This window comes from Sphingobium vermicomposti, assembly GCF_011762025.1.
In the GTDB taxonomy this organism is placed as follows: Bacteria; Pseudomonadota; Alphaproteobacteria; order Sphingomonadales; family Sphingomonadaceae; genus Sphingobium; species Sphingobium vermicomposti.
Genome location: NZ_JAASQR010000004.1, coordinates 579,909 through 604,883, shown reverse-complemented (window position 1 = coordinate 604,883; position 24,975 = coordinate 579,909). Strand labels below are relative to the sequence as shown.

At 63.0% G+C, this 24,975-nt stretch carries 17 protein-coding genes; 10 read left to right on the top strand and 7 right to left on the bottom strand.

What is annotated here, in order from left to right; genetic code table 11:
* Positions 1 to 481: 481 nt before the first annotated feature.
* Positions 482 to 1,495: an aldo/keto reductase gene (locus FHS54_RS16160; protein ID WP_167305153.1), complete on the bottom strand. Its 1,014-nt coding sequence runs from the start codon at positions 1,493 to 1,495 to the stop codon at positions 482 to 484.
* 158 nt (positions 1,496 to 1,653) lie between these two features.
* On the opposite strand from FHS54_RS16160, the gene FHS54_RS16155 reads away from it, so the two are divergent.
* The 3 genes from FHS54_RS16155 to FHS54_RS16145 all read left to right on the top strand — a co-directional run bounded on the left by FHS54_RS16155 (position 1,654) and on the right by FHS54_RS16145 (position 5,424).
* Positions 1,654 to 2,850 (top strand): AAA family ATPase, encoded by a 1,197-nt coding sequence (locus FHS54_RS16155; protein ID WP_167305152.1) that lies wholly within the window; start codon positions 1,654 to 1,656, stop codon positions 2,848 to 2,850.
* An 89-nt stretch (positions 2,851 to 2,939) separates the two neighbouring features.
* Complete coding sequence (locus FHS54_RS16150) at positions 2,940 to 4,025, top strand: ParB/RepB/Spo0J family partition protein (protein ID WP_167305151.1); 1,086 nt, start codon at positions 2,940 to 2,942, stop codon at positions 4,023 to 4,025.
* Positions 4,026 to 4,209: 184 nt separating this feature from the next.
* On the top strand, positions 4,210 to 5,424 hold the full coding sequence (locus FHS54_RS16145; RefSeq protein WP_167305150.1) for a replication initiator protein A: 1,215 nt from the start codon (positions 4,210 to 4,212) through the stop codon (positions 5,422 to 5,424).
* Between the two features lie 521 nt (positions 5,425 to 5,945).
* Here the strand turns inward: FHS54_RS16145 and FHS54_RS16140 are convergent.
* The 4 genes from FHS54_RS16140 to FHS54_RS16125 all read right to left on the bottom strand — a co-directional run bounded on the left by FHS54_RS16140 (position 5,946) and on the right by FHS54_RS16125 (position 10,330).
* A complete protein-coding gene (locus FHS54_RS16140) occupies positions 5,946 to 6,884 on the bottom strand; it encodes a hypothetical protein (protein WP_167305149.1) in 939 nt (312 codons plus the stop codon).
* A gap of 340 nt (positions 6,885 to 7,224) precedes the next feature.
* Positions 7,225 to 7,884, bottom strand: a complete 660-nt coding sequence (locus FHS54_RS16135; protein ID WP_167305148.1) for a Ros/MucR family transcriptional regulator — start codon at positions 7,882 to 7,884, stop codon at positions 7,225 to 7,227.
* Between the two features lie 425 nt (positions 7,885 to 8,309).
* On the bottom strand, positions 8,310 to 8,585 hold the full coding sequence (locus FHS54_RS16130; RefSeq protein ID WP_167305147.1) for an HU family DNA-binding protein: 276 nt from the start codon (positions 8,583 to 8,585) through the stop codon (positions 8,310 to 8,312).
* Positions 8,586 to 8,698: 113 nt separating this feature from the next.
* On the bottom strand, positions 8,699 to 10,330 hold the full coding sequence (locus FHS54_RS16125; RefSeq protein WP_167305146.1) for an FAD-dependent oxidoreductase: 1,632 nt from the start codon (positions 10,328 to 10,330) through the stop codon (positions 8,699 to 8,701).
* Between the two features lie 210 nt (positions 10,331 to 10,540).
* Here FHS54_RS16125 and FHS54_RS16120 point away from each other — a divergent pair, with 210 nt between their 5' ends.
* The 3 genes from FHS54_RS16120 (at position 10,541) to FHS54_RS16110 (ending at position 13,775) form a co-directional block, all read left to right on the top strand.
* Positions 10,541 to 12,043, top strand: a complete 1,503-nt coding sequence (locus FHS54_RS16120) for a flavin-containing monooxygenase (RefSeq protein WP_341785991.1) — start codon at positions 10,541 to 10,543, stop codon at positions 12,041 to 12,043.
* Positions 12,044 to 12,111: 68 nt separating this feature from the next.
* Positions 12,112 to 12,867 carry an SDR family NAD(P)-dependent oxidoreductase gene (locus tag FHS54_RS16115; RefSeq protein ID WP_167305145.1) on the top strand — a complete coding sequence of 252 codons (756 nt, stop codon included), beginning with the start codon at positions 12,112 to 12,114 and terminating at the stop codon, positions 12,865 to 12,867.
* A gap of 128 nt (positions 12,868 to 12,995) precedes the next feature.
* Positions 12,996 to 13,775, top strand: a complete 780-nt coding sequence (locus FHS54_RS16110; protein ID WP_167305144.1) for an SDR family NAD(P)-dependent oxidoreductase — start codon at positions 12,996 to 12,998, stop codon at positions 13,773 to 13,775.
* Between the two features lie 60 nt (positions 13,776 to 13,835).
* Here the strand turns inward: FHS54_RS16110 and phhA are convergent, their stop codons facing one another.
* Positions 13,836 to 14,696: a phenylalanine 4-monooxygenase gene (gene phhA, locus FHS54_RS16105; protein ID WP_167305143.1), complete on the bottom strand. Its 861-nt coding sequence runs from the start codon at positions 14,694 to 14,696 to the stop codon at positions 13,836 to 13,838.
* Between the two features lie 158 nt (positions 14,697 to 14,854).
* On the opposite strand from phhA, the gene FHS54_RS16100 reads away from it, so the two are divergent.
* Positions 14,855 to 16,561: a tetratricopeptide repeat protein gene (locus tag FHS54_RS16100; protein ID WP_167305142.1), complete on the top strand. Its 1,707-nt coding sequence runs from the start codon at positions 14,855 to 14,857 to the stop codon at positions 16,559 to 16,561.
* A 3-nt stretch (positions 16,562 to 16,564) separates the two neighbouring features.
* Here the strand turns inward: FHS54_RS16100 and FHS54_RS16095 are convergent, their stop codons facing one another.
* Entirely contained in the window at positions 16,565 to 18,994 is a 2,430-nt protein-coding gene (locus FHS54_RS16095) for an alpha-L-rhamnosidase-related protein (protein ID WP_167305141.1), read from the bottom strand.
* A gap of 247 nt (positions 18,995 to 19,241) precedes the next feature.
* Between FHS54_RS16095 and FHS54_RS16090 the strand changes: the two genes are divergently transcribed.
* From FHS54_RS16090 to putA, 3 genes are read left to right on the top strand one after another with little or no spacing between them, the layout of a single operon-like run.
* On the top strand, positions 19,242 to 20,354 hold the full coding sequence (locus FHS54_RS16090) for an S-(hydroxymethyl)glutathione dehydrogenase/class III alcohol dehydrogenase (protein WP_167304671.1): 1,113 nt from the start codon (positions 19,242 to 19,244) through the stop codon (positions 20,352 to 20,354).
* Positions 20,355 to 20,399: 45 nt separating this feature from the next.
* Positions 20,400 to 21,263 (top strand): S-formylglutathione hydrolase, encoded by an 864-nt coding sequence (gene fghA, locus FHS54_RS16085; RefSeq protein ID WP_167305213.1) that lies wholly within the window; start codon positions 20,400 to 20,402, stop codon positions 21,261 to 21,263.
* Between the two features lie 37 nt (positions 21,264 to 21,300).
* Positions 21,301 to 24,894, top strand: coding sequence for a trifunctional transcriptional regulator/proline dehydrogenase/L-glutamate gamma-semialdehyde dehydrogenase (gene putA, locus FHS54_RS16080; RefSeq protein ID WP_167305140.1), 3,594 nt, complete (start codon positions 21,301 to 21,303; stop codon positions 24,892 to 24,894).
* Positions 24,895 to 24,975 lie beyond the last annotated feature (81 nt).

Genomic DNA, 24,975 nt, shown 5'->3' with positions numbered 1-24,975 from the left:
CATGTATTAGGCATGCCGCCAGCGTTCGTTCTGAGCCAGGATCAAACTCTCAAGTTTGATGTCCGATCCATATCCAGGCGGAATAAGCCCAAACACAAACCGCTCATTTTCAGGAGCCATTCCTGCACAAATAAACTTACATGGTTACGTAAGGACATTGTGAGGTCTGGCTAATTTAACCGATCCATCCACGCCTGAAAGCCGTAGATAACCGGAGCCGCCGCCCACATGTCCCTTCATCATACTAACAATGTCAAAGAACCGAACCAAACATTGATGCGGACAACTGTTGATCCCCGATCCTTATGTTTCGAGGGACAGCGTCCGATTATGTTGGCGACCGATCGAAGCGAGAACCAGTGGCGCTCACCGCGTCGGTGGAGTGGCATCTAGGCGCGTCGATTGAGTCGGTCAACAGGAAAAAGCACAAGGGCGACTTTTCTTCGCCCTGCTCCCCTTTTCCGCCCGGAAACGCGGGGTTTCAGGCCATTTCCTCCCCCGGCCACATCTCTGTTCCGACCTGAGCCTGCGCCGACGCACCATAGCGCGCACCTGAAACTGCGCCGATGTGGAACAGGCGATCCACCGCCGCCAATTGGTCCGGCGAAAGCTGGACCCCGACCGCCGCCAAATCCTCATCCAGATGAACGATGCTGGTCGTACCGGGGATCGGCACGATATGATCGCCCTTGGACAGCAGCCATGCGAGGCACAGCTGGGCGGGCGTGCATCCCGCCGCTTCGGCCAGACCGGCCAATCGGGCGAAAAGCGCAAGGTTTCGTTCCAGATGCGGGGACTGGAAACGCGGCATGTCGGCGCGCAAGTCCCCCTCTGGCACCCCCTTCCCGCCGACGCCGCCCGCCAGCAGCCCACGGCCCAACGGCGAAAAGGCGACGAAACCAATGCCCAGTTCCGAACAGGCATCCAGCACCGCTATTTCCGGGTTGCGCGTCCAGGGCGAATATTCCGTCTGCACCGCCGCGACGGGATGCACGCGATGAGCGGCACGAACCGTGCTGGCGGACATTTCCGAAAGGCCGATCGTACCGATCTTTCCCGCCTCCACCGCGCGGACCAACGCGCCGACCGATTCTTCGACCGGCACCTTGGGGTCCAGCCTGTGCATATAATAGAGGTCGATATGATCGGTTCTGAGCCGCCGAAGGGAATCTTCAACCGCGCGCTCGATCGCCGCCGGTGATCCGTCCAGCCCCCGCCTGCCGTCGACCTCGCCCAGTACGCATTTGCTGGCGAGGATGAATTTGGATCGGCGCGACATCAATATCCGGCCCAGCAATTCCTCATTCGCACCAAAACCGTAGATCGACGCCGTATCGAAAAAGGTGACGCCCGCGTCCAGCGCATGCAGCAACAGACGTTCGGCCTGCACCGGATCGGGGCGGGGCAAATAGGCATGCGACAGGTTCATGCACCCCAATCCGATGGCGGAAACGGTCAAAGGGCCGATCTTCCGGGCAGGCAATGGCTGGATCATGATCACTTCTGCTTTCTGATGCCATGACGGACGCTGGCTATGCTGATTTTCGTTCGATGCGGCTTTCGGCGGATGATTTATAGCGTGTGATTGCGGATTTGAAGTATTTCTGCAATAGCTTGACCGATCCAGCTTCAACTTCTCCGTCGAGGGCCAAAATGAACGCAGTCGTAGATCAGATTGGCGACCTGGCGGAAGCGGGTGAAAAGATGGTTGAACGCCTGCGTCGCAAGGCATTTCTTCCCGACAGCCGCAAGGAGCTTAACGTCCGCTTCGGCATAGCGGAAGCGGCCCAGTTGCTGGGATGCTCAACGAATCGCATTCGGATGGCGGAAGATGACGGGCGCTTGCCCCCTGCCCCGCCCACCGGCAATGGCCGCAGGCCGGGCTATACGGTCGAAGAACTGCTGAACATGCGGCAGGTCCTGGGGGCCAGCCCCGAACGCGCGCCGCTGGACGTGCCCGCCATTATCGCGGTGCAGAATTTCAAGGGCGGCGTCGGCAAATCGACCGTTACCACGCATCTGGCGCATTATTTCGGGGTGCAGGGCTACCGCGTGCTCGTCGTCGATTGCGACAGCCAGGCGACGACGACGACCCTGTTCGGCTTCAACCCGCATTTCAATATTCAGCGTGAAGAAACGCTCTACCCCTATCTGTCGATCGACCCGACGCAGGTCGACCTTCTCTATGCGGTGAAACATACCGCCTGGCCCAATGTCGACCTGATCCCGTCAAATCTGGAACTGTTCGACGTCGAATATGAGCTGGCGGCGGCGGGCAGCGATGGCGGCTCTGTCCTTGCCGCGCGGTTTCGCAAGCTGAAACAGGGGCTGATGGACCTGGCCCGTGACTATGACGTGGTGCTGCTCGACCCGCCGCCAGCGCTTGGCACGATCAGTCTTGCAGTGATGCAGGCGGCCAATGCGCTGTTGGTGCCGCTGGCCGCCACGACGCCGGACTTTTGTTCGACGGTCCAGTTTCTGTCGATGATGGATCAGGTGATCGGCCAGTTGCAGGGCGCGGGCATAGAGGTCGACTATCAATTCGTTCGGCTGCTCTGTTCGAAATTCGACAGCAATGATCCCAGCCATTCGATGGTCCGGGCGATCATGGAGCAGAGCTTTGGCCCTGCACTCCTCCCCATCCCCATCCTCGACAGCGCGGAAATCAGCCATGCGGCGCTGCGGATGATGACCGTCTATGAGCTGGAAAAGCCGATAGGCACCCCGCGCACGCATAAGCGATGCCGCGCCAATCTGGATGAAGCCATGGGGCAGATCGAAGCCCTGGTCCGCCAGGGTTGGGGCCGCGTGGCACCTGCCAGGGAAGAGGATATCGTCAATGCGGCATGACCATATGTCCCAACAAGGCCGGTTCAAATCAGGGCTGTCCTACATTGACTTGTTCGCCTTATGTTCCCCGCGAATCGGAGGGCAGGGTCATGGCGCGTAAACAATCGGATTATCTGGCGGCGCTTTTGTCGGATGAAGCGGAAAGCCCTCAGCCCGCCCCAACCGTGCCCGACATTGCGGAGGCAGTGCCGACGGCTCCCCCTACCCCGCCGCGCTCGATCGAACGCAGCCGCGGTGCGACACTGATCGGGCGGGAATCCGCGCTCGCCCGGCTCGCTTCGGGCGAAGTCCGGCAAGTCACCCAATTGCTGCTCGATCCCGCGCGCGTGCGGATCTGGCGGGGCAATGCCCGGCTTTACGACGATCTGAACGGCGACAATTGCCGGGAACTGATCGATTCCATCATTGCCGAAGGCGGGCAGAAAGTGCCCGCCGTGGTCCGCCGGGTCGAAGGCGATCCCGATCACGACTATGAAGTGATCGCGGGCACGCGTCGGCATTTCTCGATCAGCTGGCTGCGCGCACACAGCTATCCCGACATGATGTTCGTGGCCCAGGTCGCCCAACTGGACGATGAAGCGGCATTCCGCCTGGCCGATCTGGAGAACCGGGCGCGCAAGGACGTCACCGATCTGGAGCGCGCGCGCAACTATGCCGAAGCGCTGGGCGCTCATTATGGCAGCCACCTGACCCGCATGGCCGAACGGCTGAAACTGTCCAAGGGCTGGTTGAGCAAGATGATCAAGGTTGCGGGCATCCCCGACACGATCATCGCTGCCTTTGCGTCGCCGGGCGACGTTCAGCTCAAGCCGGCCTATGCCCTCGCCCAGGCACTGGACGATCGCATGGCCGCGCCGCTGATCGCTGCGGAGGCCGGTCGTCTGGCTTCGACACAACAGGAACGGCGTCGCGCCGGTGAAGCACCCTTGCCCGCCGCCGAAGTCCTTCGCCTGCTGCTGGACGCACCGCGCGTCGCGCAATCGGAGCCAAAGGCGGACCCCTTTGTCTGGGTAACGCGCTATGGTCGCCCAGCCCTGACGGTGCAGTCGGCCAACCGCCAGGGCGTGACCATTCGCCTGCACGCCGGTTCGGGCGCGGACATGGACATGCTGGCGACGGCGTTACGGGACGCGCTCGACCATCTCGAACGGCAGGGGATGGGCCTGCAGAAATGATGGCGTCGGGGGGCGAACATATGCGCGCGCGTTTCGAAAGTTCGCCTGTTTTTGCCGGGGCTTGTTTCCCCGGGGAAACAGCGCCCTCTCCTGCTGATCGTGCCCGGGCAAAAGCCGTTTCCCCGGGGAAACGGTTGCCCCCCCTCCCCTTCCCCGGCCTCCTTGTCGGCGTCAGGAGCCAGCCATGATCCGCACCGCCAAGGCCGATGCCACCGATCAGTTCGAGCTGTTTCTGCCCTATATCGCGGACATGCCGCTGCGCGACCAACGCGAGATGATGGAGCGCCCCTTCTTCAGCCTCGCCAAGTCAAAGCGTGTAAAGCCCATCGACTACACCTCGCCGGACGGGAAAGCGTGGGTGCATGTCTCGGCCAATCCCGACTATGGGATGGCGACGATCTGGGACGCCGACATTTTGATCTACTGCGCTTCCGTCCTCGCCGACATGGCGCGGCGCGGCGCGAACGATGTCCCGCGCAAGCTGCACCTCATGCCCTATGACCTGCTGCGCGCCATTCACCGCCCGACGACCGGTCGCGCTTATGAATTGCTCGGCCAGTCCCTCGACCGGCTTGTCTCCACCACGATCAAGACCAACATCCGCGCCGAAAATCGCCGTGAAGCGACCTTCAGCTGGCTGGACGGTTGGACCCAGCTGGTGGACGAACGCACCGAACGGTCGCGGGGGATGACGATAGAGCTTTCCAACTGGTTCTATGAAGGCGTATTGATGCAGGGGGGCGTGCTGTCGATCGACCGCGCCTATTTCGACCTGACCGGCGGGCGCGAACGCTGGCTTTACAAGGTCGCGCGCAAGCATGCGGGCGGGGCAGGGGAGGGGGGCTTTGCCATTTCCATGCCGACCCTGTTTGAAAAGTCCGGTGCGGAAGGGGCCTATCGCCGCTTCAAGTTCGAAATCGCCAAGATTGCCGAGCGAGACCCACTGCCAGGCTACTCCCTGCTGCTGGAACATCCCGACGGCAAGCGTGAGCCTTCGGTGCGGATGCGGCGGCGCACGGCTGACATGGAAAGCCCGCGAAAGGGTGATCGGTCACCCGATCGGCCCACCCGGACCACCCCGTATCCAGCAGGGGAGGGCAGGGGCGGCAAACGTCCATCCGACAAAATCACGCAGGATACGTCCGAACCGCTGTTCGATGCGAGCGATGTCATTCGCCGCACCGTCACCGGCCTATCCGCACGGTCCACCGCCGGAGAGGTTACCGACGCGACCCTGGCGACCTTGCGGTCCAACTATCCCGGCTGGGATTATCAATCGCTGCATCAGGAATTTCGCGACTGGCTGATCGCCGACCCAGCGCGCACGCCGGTCAATTATCAAAAGGCGTTTATCGGTTTCGTCCGCCGCTTTCACGAAAAGAACCGCCACCAGCTTTGATCGGCTGTCCTTTGGAAAGCGCGTCGAAACGTCCACGCGCTCCAATTCTCCCGGCTTCTTCGGGGACCGACCGCACAATATTCCATGATGACCACCACGTCCCTGGCGAAGCGTTCCCGAAGTGTCGGGTCGCCAAAATGAAATGTGCCGGCCTTTCGTTCACCCCGCCAACCACGCAAAACTGTCCACAGCTTTTGAACCTCCTTGCCAGACACTCCTGCCGAACTGATTCAATCTACCCGCGGCAGAACCCTCACTGCGACACCCTTCGACACTATGGGAACGGTCAACGCACCATCGGGAACGATAACCCGACATTTCAGGAACAGTCGGTTCGACATTACAGGAACGAATATACGATCCTACAGGAACGCCGTCCTGCGCCCGACTCGCGCTAATCCGGGCCGTTCAGGCGGTTCGTGCAACGCTTAACTCTCTAACTTTTCTAATAAACTTTATAACGTTCACGATATAATATGGGTTTTGGACAGAAGGATGATGCCAAAGGCCCGTCCGCTTGCTCAATCGCCGGTCCTGCCAGCGGCAACCGATATCTGCGCAATCAATTTCGTCACCCCCTGATGCGATATCCCCAGCAGCCGCGCCGCCGCCGTCCGGCTCAATCCAGGATAGGCAAGTTCCAGCCGCATCAGCAGCGGGGCTTTACTCCGTTTGGTCACCTCCAGATCCGAAGGCATCCGACGAAGGCGCTGTTCAATCCGATCAAGCTCGCGCAGCCCCTCAACCGCCTGACGCGCGATCATCATCGCCAGCTGTTGCACCAGCACGTCCCTGTCTTCCGGCAGGAACCGCCCCAGATCGACGAAGGACGGCAGGTTGCGCAAAGCAAGACCACAGCTTCTGAGCGCCGTGGGCAGGTGGCAGGCAACTACCCAGTCCAGGTCAGATCGCCGGGGATCGATCCGAAACTGCCTGCCATCGGCCGTGGTCAACAGTTGACCTGCCGCCACGGGCGCTTCCAGCTGCGCCCTGGCGGCAATCAGCCGGTCGGCCACCGCTTCGAGCGTCGCGGTGGGGTAGGGGGCCTCCAGCGCCTCCTGAACCGCCCGCCAGGCCGGTCCAAAGCGCACCAGATCCTCCGGCGCCCACAATTGCGCCTCCTTGCGGTCGTCCAGCAAGGTTCGCGATATGTTGAGCGTGGCCCGCGCCACGGGATCATGCTCGGTCCCGATGGCGGACAGGGCAAAATGCACGAGTGCCGCGACCGACAGCGGGTCGTTCAATCCTTCACTATGGCGGGGAGGGGGGCGTCGCCCGCAAATCCAGTCCTCCAGTTCCGTGACGGTGATTGGAATAGCGGCGGAACTGGCCAGCAACGCCGCCCCCTTTAACCGGGAGCGCGCCAGCCAAATGTCGGCGGCGGGGCTGTTAACCAGCCGCCCATCAAGCCGTCCCAGCATCAGCAGCGCACGGTCTCGCTCAGATGAATAATCACGCATTTTCAAGGAATAGCGCAATATCCATGTAACCAAAAGCACTGGTTGGTTACATCGTCTAATATCATGCAAATAACCGGGGGAGGGGTGCGTTAGAGCAAATGACTTTCCCTCGTTCGCCCTGATCCTGGCGAAAGGCTCACTTCTTCAGGGGCCCTTGTGCAACGATGATGCCGGACCAATCGCCGCTTCGCAAGTCCCCTTGCGCTCCGACGGAACAGGAGGAACAGGCCAATAGCCTTCAGAACCCAAGGCGATGACAGCGCGCTCTTTTCCACAAGCAAAGGGCCACTGCATCTGCATGCAGCGGCCCCGAAACCCGTTCCCTTACTATGAAAGCAACTTAGCCTTTGTCACCGCCCGTTGCGGCGGCGGGCGCAGCCTTCGCCGCCTTTGCCTTTGCTCGGCGTGGCTGTGCCGGTTTGGCCGGTGCCGATTTAGCCCCTGCTGATTTCGTCGGAGCCGCCTTGGCCTCACTCTTGGCAGCCGGCTTGCCCGCCTTTTTCGCAGGTGACTTGGCCGGGGCCGCTACAGCCGCCGCCGAAGGGGCAGGCGCGGCGGCGGCGGCAGCCGGGGCCTTAGCGGCAGCCGATTTCGCCGTGGGCTTGCGACCCAGACCCAGCTTGGTCGCGACGGCGCGCCGGGCTTCGGAATAGCTGGGCGCAACCAGCGGATAGGATTTGGGCAGATTATAGCGCTCACGATATTGATCGGGCGACAGACCATGGGTTGCCAGGTGCCGCTTGAGCGTCTTGTAGGGCTTCCCGTCGATCATGCTCAAAATATGATCGGGCGACGACAGGCTTTTACGGGCGGAGACGGCGGGCGTGTAAGTTGCCGCCTGTGCTTCGGCAGGATTGGCCTGCAGCGTTTCAGTCAAGGCCGCGCGCGTTGACCGGATCAAATCGGCCAGGCCTTCGCTCGGTATGGAATTGTTGGAGACAAATGCGCTCAACAGTTCGACAGTGAGCGTAGTGATATCAGGCGACATGTTCTCAGACATTGGCATGCTTCCCCCAGGAAAAGAATGATGCGCGCATCTTGTGCGCTGTTTGATCGAAAATGTAAATCTATCTCCCGACAAGAATGGGCGCAGCCTGTCCTGTTGATGGACATCGCGGCTTTTTCTTCTGCAGATTTACTATGAATGGCACAATTTTCTGCGGCACTTCACTTCATCGATGTCGACTTCGCAGTGGGGACTGCCCGAATATAAATTTAACGTTCCGACCAATTCCCCGCATCACGAACAAACGCCCGGACGAAAAAAAAAGGCCGATCTTTCGACCGGCCTACTGAGTTTTAGGAGAGGATGCCTGAAAGGCAGGGCGCATGTGGCCTGCCAGCATCCTTTCCGCAATTGTCGAATATGGATTTTGGATTGCGTCGCGCGCAACCGCCCTGGGGCGATCGCGCGCGCGCCCAAAATCAGCCGTTCAGCTGGTCCTTGACCGCCTTGGCAGGCGTGAAGGTCAGCTTCTTGGACGCAGCGATCTGGATGGTCGCGCCGGTGGACGGGTTGCGACCTTCGCGTGCGGGCTGGTCCTTGACCTTGAACTTCCCAAAACCGTTCAGCGAAACTTCTTGACCCTTGGCGGCAGCGCCGGCGATCGCGGAAAATACGCCATCGACATATTTCCGCGCGTCAGCCTTGGTCAGGCCATGCTCGGCAGCGATGCTTTCGGCGAGTTCGGTGTTGTTCATAGATGATCTCCCTTTCATGGACGACGCGTCATACCTTGTCTTAGCGCGCTCAACCAGCCCGCTTTTGCAGCATTTTCAATCGCGGCGACCTATCGAAAGAGGCGCGTCGCGACCTATCTGTATCGCGACCGGAGCCATCGGCCAAGCCCGGCATGATCGGCAAGCACCGCACGCGCCGCATTATGGCCCGGCGCGCCGGTGACGCCGCCGCCCGGATGCGTCCCCGCGCCGCACATATACAGGCCCTCCATCGGCCCCCGATAGGCACCGTGGCCCAGCACCGGACGGGCCGCCCAAAGCTGGTCCAGCGTCATCTGCCCATGCATGATGTCGCCACCCACCAGGCCGAATATGCGTTCAAGATCAACGGGTGACAGTATCTGTCGCGCGATGACCGACCGCGCAAAGCCGGGCGCATGAGTGTCCACCGTCGCGATCACATGATCCGCCGCCGCTTCCCTTTCGTCGTCCCAGCTGCGGGGGCGGCCATCCGGCCCCGGCGGCAGGACCGGGGCGAATTGCTGGCAAAACAGGCTGGCGACATGCAGTCCGGGTGGCGCCAGGCTGTCATCCACCGTCGATGGCACCAGCATCTCCACGATGGGCGCGCGTGACCATCCTTCGCGCCGCGCGTCGGTGAACGCCCGATCCATATAGTCGAGTGTCGGCGCGATAATGATGCCCGATTGCAGATGCTCGCCCATGCCCGGCAGGCAGGCAAAGCTGGGGGGAGCCGACAGCGCGACATTCATGCGGAACGTCCCCGACGCGGTTTTGAAGGCCGCGATTCGCTTGCGAAAGTCGGGCGGCAGGTCGCCGGGGTCGATCATCCGTTCGTAAAGCAGCTTGGGTCCGACATTGGCGATGATGGATCGGCCCATCACTTCCCCGCCGCCTTCCAACCGCACCCCGACGGCGCGGCCATCGTCCGTCAGCACGGATGAGACCGGCGATTCCAGGCTGATCTCCACGCCCATGCCGGTGACGATCCGCGCCATGATCTGCGTGATCGCGCCCATGCCGCCGACGCAATGGCCCCATACGCCCTTGCGTCCGTTCACTTGGCCGAAAACATGGTGCAGCAGCACATAGGCGCTACCCGGCGCGTCGGGCGACGCATAGTTGCCGACGACGGCGTCAAAGCCAAAGGGTGCCTTCACCGCTTCGCTTTCGAACCAGCCATCCAGCAGTTCCCGCGCGGATTTGGTGAACAGGCCCAGAATATCACGCTGCCGCTCGACCGGCAGGCGTGCGATCTGCCGTCCCTGATCGATCGCCGCCATCACCATCGACAGCCCGCCGCCTGCATTGGGGGGAGCCTTGAGCGCCAGCGCGCGCAGCACGTCGGCAGCGCCGTCTAGCATGTCGATATAGGCGGGCAGGGCGGCCGCATCCCGCCGGTTGAATTTCGCGAACGCCGCCTGTGTCCGCTCCAGCCCGCCGCCGACTTTCAAATAGCCGCCATCGGGCTGCGGCAGGAAATTGGCGATCGGTCGTTCGATCACGCGATAACCATGATCGGCCAGCTTCATGTCGCTTATGACTTTGGGTTGCAGCAGGCTGACGGTGTAGCTGGCGACGGAATTGCGGAAACCGGGGTGGAATTCTTCCGTCGCCGCCGTGCCGCCTATGATGGCGCGCCGTTCCAATATGCGGACCTTGTATCCCGCGCGTGCCAGATAGAATGCACAGACCAGCCCATTATGCCCGCCGCCGATGATGACGGCGTCATAAACGCCGCTCACCCTTCACTCTCCGCGACAAAATGGTCGTACATGGTGGTTGCCGCCTTTTTTAAGGCTGATAATTTATACGACCGTATAACAGCTTGGCGTGGGACGGCAACCGGCTGCACAGGTCCCGCGTCGGACGGGCCGCCCTAATCCATTTGTAGGATGCGGGCCGCTGCTCCAGCCGACATGGTCGACGGCATAATGACGCAGCAGGAGAGTAACGTGTCTCACCACCAGAACCGCAATGGATTGCGTTACGCCATCATCGGTGCGGGCATGGCAGGCATATTGGCGGCCATCCGCCTGCATCAGGCCGGCGAGCAGTTCACCGTCTATGAAAAGGCGGGTCGGCTGGGCGGCACCTGGCGGGAAAATCGCTATCCGGGCCTGACCTGCGACGTCCCGGCCCATGCCTATACATATAGTTTCGAACCCTATGCCGAATGGCAGGCCTATTATGCAAAGGGTGCGGAAATTCAGACCTATTTCGAACGCACTGCCGAAAAATATGGGGTGATGCCGCATATCCGCTTCGGGGCGGAGGTGACATCCTGTGTCTGGGATGAAGGCGACAATATCTGGCGCCTTGACCTTTCGACCGGGGAAAGGGTGGTGGCCGACATCGTCATCGCCGCGTCCGGTGTGCTGCATCACCCGCGAATGCCCGATATCGAAGGGTTGGACAGCTTCGCCGGGACCGCGCTCCACAGCGCCCGCTGGCGGGACGACGCGCCGGTGGATGGCGCGCGCGTGGGCATCATCGGCAACGGATCGACCGGGGTGCAGATCGTCACCGCGCTTCAGTCCCGCGCGGCGCAACTGGTGCATTTCCAGCGGTCGCCCCAATGGATCATGCCCGTCCCCTATTTCCAATATAGCGATGAAGAGCGCGAAGCCTTCCGCCGCGACCCGGCGCTGATCGACGCGATCCGCAACGACAAGGATTATTGGGATGCCATCCACCGCTTCACCCACGCGATAACCGACACGCACGGGCCAGAAATTGCCGCGATCGAACAGCTGTGCCTCGACAATCTGGAAAACAGCGTCAGCGACCCGGTGCTGCGCGAGAAACTGCGCCCCAATTATCGCGCCGCATGCAAGCGGCTGATCTATAGCTGGAGCTATTATGACGCGGTCCAGCAGCCCAATGTAGAGGTGGAACGCGAAGCTATCGCCCGCGTCGAACCGGCAGGCGTGCGGATGGCGGACGGCAGGCTCCATGCGCTCGACACGCTGGTGCTGGCGACCGGCTTTCATGCCGACCGCTTCATCCGCCCGACCACCGTGCTGGGCCGGGACGGGCTGTCACTGGACGATGCATGGTCAGTGCGGCCCACCGCTTATTATGCGGTGGCGATCCCCGGATTCCCCAATTTCTTCATGCTAAACGGTCCCACTGGCCCTGTCGGCAATTTCTCGCTGATCGACATCGCCGAACGGCAATGGGACTATATCGGCCATCTGCTCGAACCGCTGCGGCGGGGGGAGGCGGACAGTATCGAACCGAGCGTTCAGGCCCATGCGGACTATGAGGAAAGGCGCATTGCCGCCGCGCGATCGACCATCTTCGGTTCTGGCTGCAGCAGCTGGTATCTCGACGCGACGGGCGTGCCGTCCAGTTGGCCGTGGAGCTATGAGGCTTTTGCCGATGCCATGGCCGCGCCCGTCATGGCCGACTATGTGATGCACGCAAAACAGGACAGCGCCCGCGCGGCGGGGTAAGCGTGCGCGAATTATAACCGATGCCGCATCTCCCATGCGGCATTTCCGTGCAGGAAAAGGAGAAGGAAATGATCGACTACGGTCTACAGGGTAAGGTGGCGTTGGTGACAGGGGCAGCCGGGGGTATCGGTCGGGCCACCGCGCTGGCGTTCGCACAATCGGGCGCATCCGTGCTGGTCAGCGACGTCAACGAATCGGGTGGCCGCGAAACCGTTGGCCTGATCGAACAGCAGGGGGGCAGGGCCGCCTTCCAACGATGCGATGTCAGCGATGGTGAGCAGGTGAAGGAAATGGTCTCCGCCGCCGTTGAATTATTTGGCCGCCTGGACTGCGCGTTCAACAATGCGGGCATCAACAGCATCACTGCCGACGAATATGAAGATGATGTGTGGCAACGTTCGCTTGGCATCAACCTTAGCGGTGTGATGATGTGTATGCGTGAAGAAGCCAAGGTTATGGTGGAGCAGGGCGGCGGCGCGATCGTCAACACCGCGTCCATCAACGGACTGGTGGGCAATTCCGGCCAGCCTGCCTATGTCGCGACCAAACATGGCGTGGTCGGCCTGACCCGGCATGGCGCGCTCAAATGGGCGAAGCAGGGAATCCGCGTCAACGCAGTCTGTCCGGGCGTCATCGAAACCGCCATGACCGCACCGCTTTTGGCGGATGACGGGACGCGCGCACTGCTCGATTCCATGACGCCGATGGGACGCCTTGGTCAGGCGGAAGAGATTGCGCAGGCGGTGCTGTGGCTCTGTTCGGACGCGTCCAGCTTCGTAACGGGGCACCCGCTGGTCATCGATGGCGGCGCGACCGCCTTCTAAAAAAAACGGTGGCGGCCTGATGGGAAAGGTCGGGCCGCCCCGCTTAATTCCTAATCCAATTGGAGGATGGCAGGCACCCGGCTTCCCGCATAGCGTCGGCCTTGAGAAATAGGGAGAGGACGGGGCTGATGAGCGGCGAGGACTTTGCTGGAAAGGTCGCGATCGTCACGGGCGGCGGGTCAGGCATTGGCCGGGCCGCGAGCAGGCGGCTGGCTGCCCAGGGCGCGCAGCTGGTGGTTGCCGACATCGTAATCGATCAGGCGCAGCGCACCGTCCAGCTGATCGAAGAGGCAGGCGGGGAGGCCATTGCCGTCCGCGCCGACATCGCCAGCCAGGATGATAATCGCGCCATGTTTGACGCGGCGGCGGACCGCTTCGGCGGCATCGACCATGCCTTTCTGAATGCGGGCATCCTTCAACCCTATATCCCCTTCGAACAGGTGGGGCTGGACCTGTTCGACCGGCTGATCGGGGTCAATCTGCGCGGCACCTTCATGGGGGTGCAGCAGGCGCTTGCCCGGCTGCGGCCACGCGGCAGCTGCGTCGTCACCGCCTCGCTCGCCGCTCAGCTCGGCTTTGCGGAAGCCGTCGCCTATTCCATTTCCAAACATGGGCTGATCGGCCTGGTCCGTTCCGCCGCCGGGCCTTTTGCGGAGCGCGGGCTGCGCATCAATGCCATATGTCCGGGCATGGTGCTGTCGGGCATGACCGGCGGCGCGGGGCTTGAGGCGCTGGCGGACCCCGCCGACCTGCCCGACCCACCCTATCGCGGCGGTCTGGACGCGCAGCATGTCGCGGAAGTCGCGCTGTTTCTGCTGGGTCGGGGCGCGGCGGCGATCAACGGGCAGGCGCAAAATGTCGATGCCGCTTTCCTGGCCGCTTTCCCGCCGCTTTCCGAATTACAGTGATGGTGCTTCTCCGATGCGCTGTGCGCGATACTCAGGTTGAAATGCAGGCGCGCCGTTCGGCTAAAGCATTTTGGCGCGCACATAGGCCTGGGTGCCCCGGTTGAGCACCTTGTCCTCCGGCAGCACCGTGTCGACGTCCAGATCGGTCAGGCTCTCAAGTTCGCGATAAAGGGGCGTGAAGTCCATTTGCGTCGTATGGTTCAACAGGTCGTCGAAGCTGTCGATGACGAAATAGCTCTGCTGATAATCGTCGATTCGATATCGGGTCCGCATCACTCGCTTGAGGTCAAAGCCCAGCCGGTTGGGTGAAGCGTCGTCCAGCGCGAACAGCGACTCGCCATGGGACGACACGATGCCCGCGCCATATAGTTTCAGCGCGTCGCCCTGCCGGATCAGGCCGAATTCGACCGTATACCAATAAAGCCGCGCCAGATATTCGATTGCGCCCAGCCCATCGGCCTTCAGCCCTCCTTCGCCATAGGCCTGCATATAATCGGCGAACACTGGGTGGGCCAGCAGCGGCACATGCCCAAACACATCGTGGAAAACGTCCGGTTCCTGCAGGTAATCCAGCTGTTCGGGCGAACGGATAAAGCGCGCCGCGACGAAGCGGCGATTTGCCAGATGTTCGAAAAACACCCGGTCAGGCACCAGCCCCGGCACCGCCACGACCTGCCACCCCGTCAGCTTCATCAGCCGGTCGGACAGTTCTGCAAAGTCGGGAATGCCCTTGCGCGTCATCCGCAGCACGTCCAGCCCATCGGTAAATTCGCTGACCGCGCGACCCGGCAGCATGCTGGCCTGCCGTTCGAACAGCCTGTCCCACATGGCATGGTCCTGCGGCGTATAGGCGTCCCAGTCCTGCGGCACGGTCCAATCCGGCGCGGCCTCGATCGGCCTGATGAGCGGCTCATTTGCCATGGAGTAATTACTCCACGATCCAGGGGGGAAAAGGTTCCATGTTCATGGTGGGGCGAATCATCGGCGCAACATGGTTCCAACGTCAAGGCGCTGCTCAACCCCCGCGAAATATGCTATGGGTGCCGACCATCGACCGACTCTGGACATGGAGGATGGCGATGCGGAAAATCGTTCCCTCGCTGGCGCTCGTAGTGGCTGCCGGCATGTTGATCAGCGGAGACCCGGCTCCGGGCCGCTATTATTCGCCCGACCTGCTGGCGTCCCTCGACCCCGCCAATAAGGTGCGCAACCTGTGTGGCGGGAAAAGTGATGCAGCATCCATGCGGGACAAGCTCTCGCTGGCGGCGGCGTTCGCGCCCGCTGGGTCCGGCGCGCGCGTTGAACTGTATGACGATCTGGGAAAGGTCCATTTCCCGATCACGACGTCCAGCCCCGTGGCCCAGCGCTATTTCGATCAGGGACTGGCGCTCGCTTATGGGTTCAACCATGCCGGGGCCATCGCCTCCTTCCGCGAAGCGCAGCGGATCGATCCGCGTTGCGCCCTGTGTTTCTGGGGTGAAGCGCTGGCCCATGGTCCGAACATCAACGCGCCGATGGACCCGGCCACCAATGCCCGCGCGGTAGGCCTCGCCCTCTATGCCGACTGGCTGGCGCGCGGGGCGACCCCCGTTGAACAGGCGCTGACCGCCGCGATGATGCGGCGCTATTCGGCCGATCCCGCGAATGATGATGTCAGCCTGCTGGCCGCCGAAGCGGCGATGGACACGCGGCCATGGGACTATTGGATGGCCGACCGGAAAACGCCGCAGCCACGGCTGGGCGACGGCGTTCGCCTCGTCGAAACCGTGCTCGCGCGCAATCCCGGCCACCCGCAGGCGTCGCATCTCTATATCCATCTGATGGAAAACGGGCCTGACCCGCGTCGCGCCGAAGCGGCGGCGGATCAACTGGCCGCGCCGCTCGCGCCAAGGGCGGGCCATCTCGTCCATATGCCCGCGCACATCTATTACCGGCTTGGCCGCTGGCGGGATTCGATGCGCGTCAATCTGGCGGCGGCGCAGGTGGACGAAGAATGGATCAAGACCAGCGGCGACAGGGGGCTGATGCGCTATGGCTATTATCCCCACAACATCCATTTCATCGTCACGTCGGCGCAGATGGCGGGGGACATGGCCACCGCCATCCGGCACGCCACGAAGCTGGAACAGATGCTGGACCCGGCGGTCAGCGCGAAAATAGCCTGGGTCCAGGCGATCCACGCATCGCCCTATTTCGCCGCGACCCAGTTCGCCACGCCCGATCGGATATTGGCGATGCGCGCGCCCGACCCGCGCTTGCCCTATGCCGCCGCCATGCACCATTATGCGCGGGCAGTGGCGCGGGCGCGGCAGCGCGACCGCGCCGGGTTCGACCAGGAAATGGCGAAGCTGCGCGCTATCCGCGACAGTCAGGCCGTGCAGCCGATGATCGATCAGGGCGTCCCTGCCCGCGACCTCATGCAACTGGCGGAAACGGTCGCGATGGCCCGATGGGCCTATGCCAATGGGCGCTATGTGCAGGCGGAAAATCTCTACCGCCAGGCTATCGCGATGGAGGACAAGATCCCCTATATGGAGCCGCCCTTCTGGTATTATCCGGTTCATCAGTCGCTGGGCGCGGCGCTGTATCGCCAGGGGCGCTATGATGATGCGGCGCAGGCATTTACCCAGGCGCTGGCGCAGTCACCCAATAATGGCTGGGTGCTTTACGGCCTGGCCGCATCGCAGCGCGCGCGCGGCTACGGCGCGGAGGCTGCCGCCGCCGATGCCGCGCAGAAACGCGCCTGGGCAGGCGATCCGCGATGGTTGCGGATGGACCGGCTCTAGCCGTTATTTCGCGCTGCGCAGCGCGATCCGGTTCACGCCCGGACGCAACTGGCGCGTCTGCCCCTGCCAACTGAACTCACCCGTCAGCCCGGCGGGCAGCGTCACGCGCGCGGACAGGCGTCCGCCGCGCTGGCTATAGCGCGTTTCGATCAGCCCGGCGGGGTGAGCCATCGCCGCATCCAGCTTTTTCAAATGCCCTAGATGTGGCGCGACCCGCACTTTGGAAAATCCGGGCGCTGCGGTCTGGATGCCCGCGACATAGGTCAACAGGCCGCTGGTGGGATGCGCCGACCAGGCGTGACTGTCCGACCGCGTCGGGTCATCCTCTTCGGGCCAGGTGGTGAAGTTCTGGCTCAACAATTTGCGCCATGTGTTCAACAGGCCCAGATAACGGTCGCCCAACCCGGCATGATTGATCGCTTCGGCCAGATAATAGGAAAAATAATAGGTCGTGCCGGTGATCCCTTCGGGCGCACCGATGCCACCATCGGGTGACATGATCCGGTCCAGCACCCGCGCCTGCTCGGCTTGCGGGACAAGGTCATACAGCACGGCCAGGACATTGGCGTGCTGGCTGAAACGGTCCTTGCCCGGCGTGTCGGCGTAAAGGCCACGGCTCGCGCTCCAGCACTGGCCGTCGATGCCAGCGCGCACCCTGTCGGCCTGGGCCAGATCGGCGGTGCGCCGCTGCGCGTCGCCGACCGCGCCTTCCAGATCGGCCGCCTGCCGCAGCGCGCCATAATATATCATGGTGACGACGCAGCTGTCCGGGCCTTTGCCGTTCGTTTCAGCGCGGCCATCCAGCGACGGTCGCCAGTCTATGAACGGCCAGTCCGGCGTCGGGCGCACCATGCCGTTTTCGCGCACATAGGGCGCATACCAGTCCAGCACCGACCGGACGCCTTCCAGGTTGCGGGTCAGGGGCGCGGTGTCGGGCTGCCGCATCCAATAATCGTGCAGCATGCCGATCCACAGCAGCGCAAAGGGCGGGATCACATTGTTGTTCGCCTGCGGCCACGATGCCTGGGGAAGGCCGCTAACCTGCCGCGACGAATTGAAGGCGTCGAGCGCCTGAACCGCCAGACGCGGGTCGCCGCTGACATCATAGGACAGCAGCGCCTGCAGCCGGGTGTCGCCAATATATTGCAGCTGTTCCCAATAGGCCGTGTCCATGTAGGTTTCATGGGCGTCGAACAGGCCGGTGCGCCAACCGATGTTCCAGATTTCGTTCAACTGCTTGTCGTCGCTGACGAAACGACCCCGCTGTTCGAACGGATAGCCGGTTTCATAGGCGTCGAATCCCTGCAGCGTCAGCGGCTGGTCGCCCGTCTTGACCCGCAGTTCGACAAAGCGCCCCGCCCGCCACCAGAACGGCGCAAGCACGCTATCGCCGCCCGCCGTCTTGAACGTATCGGTCAGGCCCAGCGCCAGCCCGTCGTCCACCCTCGCCCGATCGCTAAACCGTCCCCACGACCGCCCGTTCCCCTTATTCTTACCCGCGGGATCATACAGGGCTTCGGTATAAGTTGCGGTAATCGTCGCGCCCTTCCCCCCGGACGTCCGCAGAGCCGGATAGGCCGCCAGCACCCGGCCATAATCGATCAGCAACGACGCTTCGGAATTGGGCGCGATGGTGATCGGGCGGCGGGGAAAGTCGTCTGCCTCGACGCCCGTCTGCCGCACCACTTTGCCGCCAGGCACACGCGCATAACGTTGCGCCGGCAGCGCGTCGGCGACCATATGCCATGGCGCTGTTCCCGTGGTCAGCGCCGGAATGGCGGCCTGCCAACCGGGCGCGGTGGAGCGGGGGGATGACCAATCCGGTGCCTGCGTCGCGGCATCGATCGTTTCCGGACCGCCCGACACATAATAAATCGCCCCGACCTGCTTGATCATGGGCACCAGTCCGAGAACGACGCTGCGCGACATATCTTGGCGCACGGTCCATGCGGGGCCGCTGTCCACCATGGCCGCGAAAGCCTGATCTTCGGCGGCAAGGAAGAATCCGGTGATCTTTGAAGAAATCTGCGCGGCCGGCGCGGCGCGCCCGTCGCTCCACACCTGGGCGGCGATGACGTTTGCGCCCTTGCGCAGATAGGGGGCCAGATCGATGCGCGCATATCGCCACGCCTTAAGGTCGCCTCGCGATGGACCCGCAGCCACGCGCGCGCCATTGACGTACAGCACATAGCGCTGATCGGCGCTGACGCGCACCAGCAGCGTGCGCGGAACGCGGGTCAGCGTCAGGTCGCGCCGGAACTGGAGCGCAATGGCAGCCTGTTTGCTATCGGCCTGGGCGGCTTCGGGCGCGCTGATCCAGTCGGCGGCCCAGCTGGGCTGTGAGGGGATGCATAGAATCGACAATGCGGCCAAAGCGATGGCACAGTTCCGCGCCATGACGCCCGCAAAATGTCCCGGTGTGAACAGCTTCATCAATCCTCGCTCCCCGTTCGCATTTTCGACCGCATGGCATCCATCGGCATTTGTAATCGAACGTATCCGTATCTTTGCACCATCGTCGCGCTGCTGCAAGCGGTCATTTTCGAAGCGGACCCGTTCACGAATGCCAGGCCATTGATGACTTTGTGTCCGGCCCCCATCTGCGACAACATCTTGCCAGATGAACATATGAACGTTCGCCGCCCGATGATAGAGCCGATGGCACAAGGAGAACCGCCCCATGAAGACCCGCGCCGCCGTTGCCTTTGAAGCGAAGAAGCCTTTGGAGATCGTCGAAGTGGACCTGGAGGGGCCTAAAGCGGGCGAGGTTCTGGTCGAAATCATGGCGACGGGCATATGCCATACCGATGCGTACACACTCGACGGGCTGGACAGCGAGGGCATTTTTCCGTCGATCCTGGGGCATGAAGGCGCGGGCGTCGTGCGGGAGGTCGGTGCCGGGGTAACGTCGGTAAAGCCGGGCGATCATGTGATCCCGCTCTACACCCCCGAATGCCGCCAGTGCAAAAGCTGCCTTTCGGGCAAGACGAACCTGTGCACCGCGATCCGCGCCACCCAGGGCAAGGGGCTGATGCCTGACGGGACGACCCGCTTTTCCTATAAGGGCCAGCCGATCTTCCATTATATGGGCTGCTCGACCTTCTCGAACTTCACCGTGCTGCCGGAAATCGCGGTGGCGAAGATCAGGGAGGACGCGCCTTTCGACAAGAGTTGCTATATCGGGTGCGGGGTCACGACTGGCGTGGGCGCGGTGGTCAAGACGGCGAAGGTGACGCCCGGTTCCAACGTCATCGTCTTTGGCCTTGGCGGCATCGGCCTTAATGTCATCCAGGGCGCAAGGATGGTGGGCGCGGACATGATCGTGGGCGTCGACCTGAATGACGGCAAGGCCGAATGGGGCCGCCGGTTCGGCATGACCCATTTCTACAATCCCAGGGGCAAGAGCACGGACGAAGTGGTGGCCGACCTGGTTGCCCTGACCGATGGCGGGGCGGATTATACGTTCGATTGCACCGGCAACACGCAAGTCATGCGCCAGGCGCTGGAAGCCTGCCATCGCGGCTGGGGCGTTTCCACGGTGATCGGCGTCGCCGAAGCGGGCAAGGAAATCTCTACCCGTCCCTTCCAGCTGGTCACTGGCCGCGTGTGGCAGGGCAGCGCCTTTGGTGGTGCAAAGGGGCGCACGGATGTGCCCAGGATCGTCGACTGGTATATGAGCGGCAAGATCGAAATCGACCCGATGATTACCCATGTCCTTAGCCTGGAGGACATCAACAAGGGTTTCGACCTGATGCATGCGGGCGAAAGCATCCGATCCGTCGTGGTCTTCTGAAAAGTGCACAATGGTCGGGTCAGAAAAGGTGATGAAATGACGGAACTGGAACAGGTCAGTGCCAACCGGTCCTTCGGTGGCGTCCAGGGCGTCTATAAACATGCGTCGGCTGCGACTGGCACGGACATGACTTTTTCAGTCTATGTCCCGCCGCATGAAGCCGGGGCTAAGCTGCCGGTCGTCTGGTATCTCTCCGGGCTGACCTGTACCCACGCCAATGTGACGGAAAAGGGCGAATTTCGCCGCTTATGCTCTGAACTCGGCCTGATCTTCGTTGCGCCCGATACGTCGCCGCGCGGGCCGGATGTGCCGGACGACCCCGATGGAGCCTATGATTTCGGACTGGGCGCAGGCTTTTATGTCGATGCCACGCAGGCACCCTTCCACAGACATTATCGGATGTGGACCTACCTGACCGATGAATTGCCTGCCATCGTCGCGCAGCATTTCCCGGCGGACATGGCACGGCAATCGATCATGGGTCATTCGATGGGCGGCCATGGCGCGCTGACCATCGCCCTGCGTCATCCTGAGCGTTTCCGGGCAGTATCCGCATTCGCGCCGATCGTCGCGCCTTCGCAGGTGCCCTGGGGTGAAAAGGCGCTGACCGGCTATCTTGGCCCTGACCGTGCGGCATGGCGGCGGCATGACGCGGTGGCCCTGATCGAAGATGGCGCGCGTGTTCCGGCGATGTTGGTGGATCAAGGCAGCGGCGACAGCTTTCTGGAAAAAGAATTGCGGCCCCAGCTTTTGCGCGAAGCCTGTGACGCGGCGGGTATCGACCTGACGCTCAACCTGCGGGACGGTTATGACCACAGCTATTATTTCATAGCGACCTTCATGGACGATCATCTGCGCTGGCACGCTGCGCGGCTTGGTCTTGCGTCGTTTGACGAGGCTTTAGAATAAGGGACGGGTTGGCCATGTTTCCTGTCATGATCGCGACATGACGGACCTTGCTCTCTTCGCGGCCTTCGCGCCTGCGATCCGCCCAACCAGTTCCTTGCGGCAGGCCATCACCGCCGCCTGCCGCCGCGATGAAGCTGACGCGCTCGCTCCCCTGATCGAAGCGGCCACCCTGCCGGACGACATGCGCGCCGCCATCGCCGGGACGGCGCGCGCCCTGGTCATCGCTCTGCGCGCCCATCCCAAAGGCAGTGGCGTCGAAGCGCTGGTCCAGGAATATGCGCTGTCCAGCCAGGAAGGCGTGGCGCTGATGTGCATTGCCGAAGCGCTGCTGCGCATTCCTGACGATGATACGCGCGACGCGCTGATCCGCGACAAGATCGCCGATGGGCAATGGGCGTCGCATCTGGGCGGCGGCAAGTCGCTGTTCGTCAACGCCGCGACCTGGGGGTTGGTCGTCACTGGCAAGCTGGTGGGGAGCGTCGATGACCCCGGACTGGGTGCGGCGCTGACTCGCCTGATCGCCCGCGCGGGGGAACCCGTCATCCGCCGCGCCGTCGATCTCGCCATGCGGATGATGGGCGAACAGTTCGTCACCGGCGAAACGATCGAGGCAGCGTTGAACCGCGCGAAGGAGATGGAGGCGAAGGGATTTTCCTACAGCTATGACATGCTGGGCGAAGCGGCCACGACCGCCGCCGACGCCGCCCGTTACCATGCCGAATATGAAAGGGCGATCCACGCCATTGGGCGGGCGTCGGGCGAGCATGGCGTCTATGCGGGACCCGGCATCTCGATAAAGCTGTCCGCGCTCCACCCGCGTTACAGCCGCGCCCAGGCGGATCGCGTCATGGGCGAATTGCTGCCTGCGGTGAAGCAATTGGCGTTGCTGTCGAAAAACTATGGCATCGGCTTCAATATCGATGCGGAGGAAGCGGATCGGCTCAAACTGTCGCTCGACCTGCTGGAAAGCCTGGCGCTGGACCCGGACCTGGCGGGCTGGGACGGTCTGGGCTTCGTGGTGCAGGCCTATGGCAAACGCTGTCCGTTCGTCATCGACTGGATCATCGACCTCGCCCGCCGTTCGGGCCGTCGCATCATGGTCCGGCTGGTGAAGGGTGCCTATTGGGACGCGGAAATCAAGCGGGCGCAAGTCGACGGCCTCGCCGGATTTCCCGTCTACACGCGCAAGGTGCACACTGACGTCGCCTATATCGCCTGCGCGCGCAGGCTGCTGGCCGCGTCCGATGCCGTCTTTCCGCAATTTGCGACCCATAATGCCCAGACGCTCAGCACCATCTATCACCTTGCCGGGCCGAATTTCCGACCAGGCGACTATGAGTTTCAGTGCCTGCACGGCATGGGCGAGCCGCTCTATGAACAGGTGGTCGGCCCCGCGAAGCTGAATCGCCCCTGCCGCATCTATGCCCCGGTCGGCACGCATGAAACGCTGCTCGCCTATCTCGTCCGCCGCTTGCTGGAAAATGGCGCGAACAGCAGTTTCGTCCATCGCATCGCCGACCCGCAGGTGACGCTGGAGCAGCTTGCGGCTGATCCGGTCGATATCGTGCGCGCCATGGATCGCCCCGGCCACGGCCATGACCTGATCGCGCTGCCTGTCGACCTGTTTCCCGGTCGCCGCAATTCGCAAGGGCTGGACCTTGCCGACGAAAGCGTGCTGGCCAGCCTGACGCAGTCGCTCCGCCACAGCGTGACGATGGCCTGGACCGCTGCGCCGGTCGGTGGGGCAGGGGCCGCCCGCCCGGTGCTGAACCCCGCCGATCATCGCGACGTCGTGGGGCATGTCGTCGATGCGACGCCTCCCGAAGCGCGGGCCGCCGCCGTTCGCGCCGCCGCGTCCCGCTGGGCCGACACGCCCGTCGCCCAACGCGCCGCGATGCTGGAACGCGCCGCCGATGCGATGCAGGCGCGCATGCCCGTCCTGCTGGGCCTGATCGTCCGCGAAGCCGGAAAGTCGCTGCCCAACGCCATTGCCGAAGTGCGCGAGGCGATCGATTTCCTGCGCTATTATGCGGCGCAGGCCCGCGCCACCTTTGGCCCGGCACAGCTTGCCCTAGGTCCCGTCACCTGCATCAGCCCGTGGAATTTCCCGCTTGCCATCTTCACCGGACAGGTCGCCGCCGCGCTGGCTGCGGGCAACTCGGTGCTCGCCAAGCCTGCCGAAGAAACGCCGCTGATCGCTGCGCAGGCCGTCCGCCTGCTGCATGAGGCAGGGGTGCCCGACGACGCGCTGCAACTGCTGCCTGGTGATGGCAGCATCGGCGCGGCGCTGGTGGGCGCGCCCGAAACCGCCGCCGTCATCTTCACCGGATCGACGGAGGTCGCGCGCCTGATCCAGCGCCAGCTCGCGCCGCACCTGTCGTCGTCGGGCAATCCCATCCCCCTGATCGCCGAAACCGGGGGCCAGAATGCGATGATCGTCGATTCCTCCGCCCTTGCCGAACAGGTGGTGGCGGATGTCATCGCCTCCGCCTTCGACAGCGCGGGCCAGCGCTGCTCCGCGCTGCGCATCCTGTGTTTGCAGGAAGAGGTCGCCGACCGCACGCTCGCGATGCTGAAGGGTGCGCTGGCGGAACTGCGCATCGGTCGCACCGACGCGCTGAACGTCGATATCGGCCCGGTGATCAGCGCAGAAGCGCAGGACGGGATCAACCGGCATATCGACGCCATGAAGGCGCCGGGCCGTAATGTCGAACAATGCCCGCTGCCGTCCGCCGCCGCGCACGGGACCTTCGTTCCGCCGACCATCATCGAAATCGAATCCATCGCTGATCTCAGCCATGAAATATTTGGCCCCGTGCTGCATGTTCTGCGCTTTCGGCGCGAAGGGCTGGACGCGCTGGTCGATCAGATCAACGCGACCGGATATGGCCTTACCTTCGGCCTCCACACCCGGCTAGACGGAACCACCGGCCGGGTCACTGCGCGCGTGAAGGCGGGCAACATCTATGTGAACCGCAATGTAATCGGTGCGGTCGTGGGCGTTCAGCCATTTGGTGGCTGTGGTCTGTCGGGCACCGGGCCAAAGGCGGGCGGACCGCTCTACCTCAATCGCCTGGTCCAGGTCGCGCCAACCGTCATACGCCCCCACAAGCCCCCGGCTTTGTTGCATGCCTTTGCCGATTGGCTGGAGGGGGAGGGGGAAAGCGAAGCCGCCGCCTACGCCCGGCAGGCGGGCGACGCATCGGCTTTGGGCGTCGAGCTGGCGCTTGCCGGGCCAGTCGGTGAACGCAATCTCTATGCGCTGCATCCGCGCGGCCTGATCCTGCTGCGTCCCTCGACTGCGCAGGGACTGTTGCGGCAGATGGCGGCGGTCCTGGCCACCGGCAATCGCGGCGTGATCGAAGGCATGGCGCACCCCGCGCGCCTGCCTGCATCGATAGCGGCCCGCTTCCCCACGCGCCCTGACGCGCTCTATGCCGCCGCGCTGGTAGAGGGGAACGCCGCCGCGATCATTGCTACGGCGCAGGATCTGGCAGCCCGCGACGGACCGATCATCCCTATTCATGCCGAAGGATCAGGCTATTGCCTGGACTGGCTGCTGGAGGAAGTTTCGACCTCCGTCAACACAGCGGCGGCGGGCGGCAATGCCAGCCTGATGATGATCGGTTGATCGGCGGGCTGGTCTAGGCACTGACAACCGCCCCGCCCATCATTATATGGGGCTCACTGGTTTCCGCGCCGGTCATAACGC

What these genes read in the sequence shown, in the direction of transcription:
- FHS54_RS16090 (WP_167304671.1), top strand. Translation starts at nt 19,242, where the DNA reads ATGAAGACCCGCGCCGCCGTTGCCTTTGAAGCGAAGAAGCCTTTGGAG.
- FHS54_RS16110 (WP_167305144.1), top strand. Translation starts at nt 12,996, where the DNA reads ATGAGCGGCGAGGACTTTGCTGGAAAGGTCGCGATCGTCACGGGCGGC.
- FHS54_RS16095 (WP_167305141.1), bottom strand. Translation starts at nt 18,994, where the DNA reads ATGAAGCTGTTCACACCGGGACATTTTGCGGGCGTCATGGCGCGGAAC.
- FHS54_RS16130 (WP_167305147.1), bottom strand. Translation starts at nt 8,585, where the DNA reads ATGAACAACACCGAACTCGCCGAAAGCATCGCTGCCGAGCATGGCCTG.
- FHS54_RS16135 (WP_167305148.1), bottom strand. Translation starts at nt 7,884, where the DNA reads ATGTCTGAGAACATGTCGCCTGATATCACTACGCTCACTGTCGAACTG.
- FHS54_RS16160 (WP_167305153.1), bottom strand. Translation starts at nt 1,495, where the DNA reads ATGATCCAGCCATTGCCTGCCCGGAAGATCGGCCCTTTGACCGTTTCC.
- FHS54_RS16150 (WP_167305151.1), top strand. Translation starts at nt 2,940, where the DNA reads ATGGCGCGTAAACAATCGGATTATCTGGCGGCGCTTTTGTCGGATGAA.
- putA (WP_167305140.1), top strand. Translation starts at nt 21,301, where the DNA reads ATGACGGACCTTGCTCTCTTCGCGGCCTTCGCGCCTGCGATCCGCCCA.
- FHS54_RS16155 (WP_167305152.1), top strand. Translation starts at nt 1,654, where the DNA reads ATGAACGCAGTCGTAGATCAGATTGGCGACCTGGCGGAAGCGGGTGAA.
- phhA (WP_167305143.1), bottom strand. Translation starts at nt 14,696, where the DNA reads ATGGCAAATGAGCCGCTCATCAGGCCGATCGAGGCCGCGCCGGATTGG.
- FHS54_RS16145 (WP_167305150.1), top strand. Translation starts at nt 4,210, where the DNA reads ATGATCCGCACCGCCAAGGCCGATGCCACCGATCAGTTCGAGCTGTTT.
- FHS54_RS16100 (WP_167305142.1), top strand. Translation starts at nt 14,855, where the DNA reads ATGCGGAAAATCGTTCCCTCGCTGGCGCTCGTAGTGGCTGCCGGCATG.
- FHS54_RS16140 (WP_167305149.1), bottom strand. Translation starts at nt 6,884, where the DNA reads ATGCGTGATTATTCATCTGAGCGAGACCGTGCGCTGCTGATGCTGGGA.
- FHS54_RS16115 (WP_167305145.1), top strand. Translation starts at nt 12,112, where the DNA reads ATGATCGACTACGGTCTACAGGGTAAGGTGGCGTTGGTGACAGGGGCA.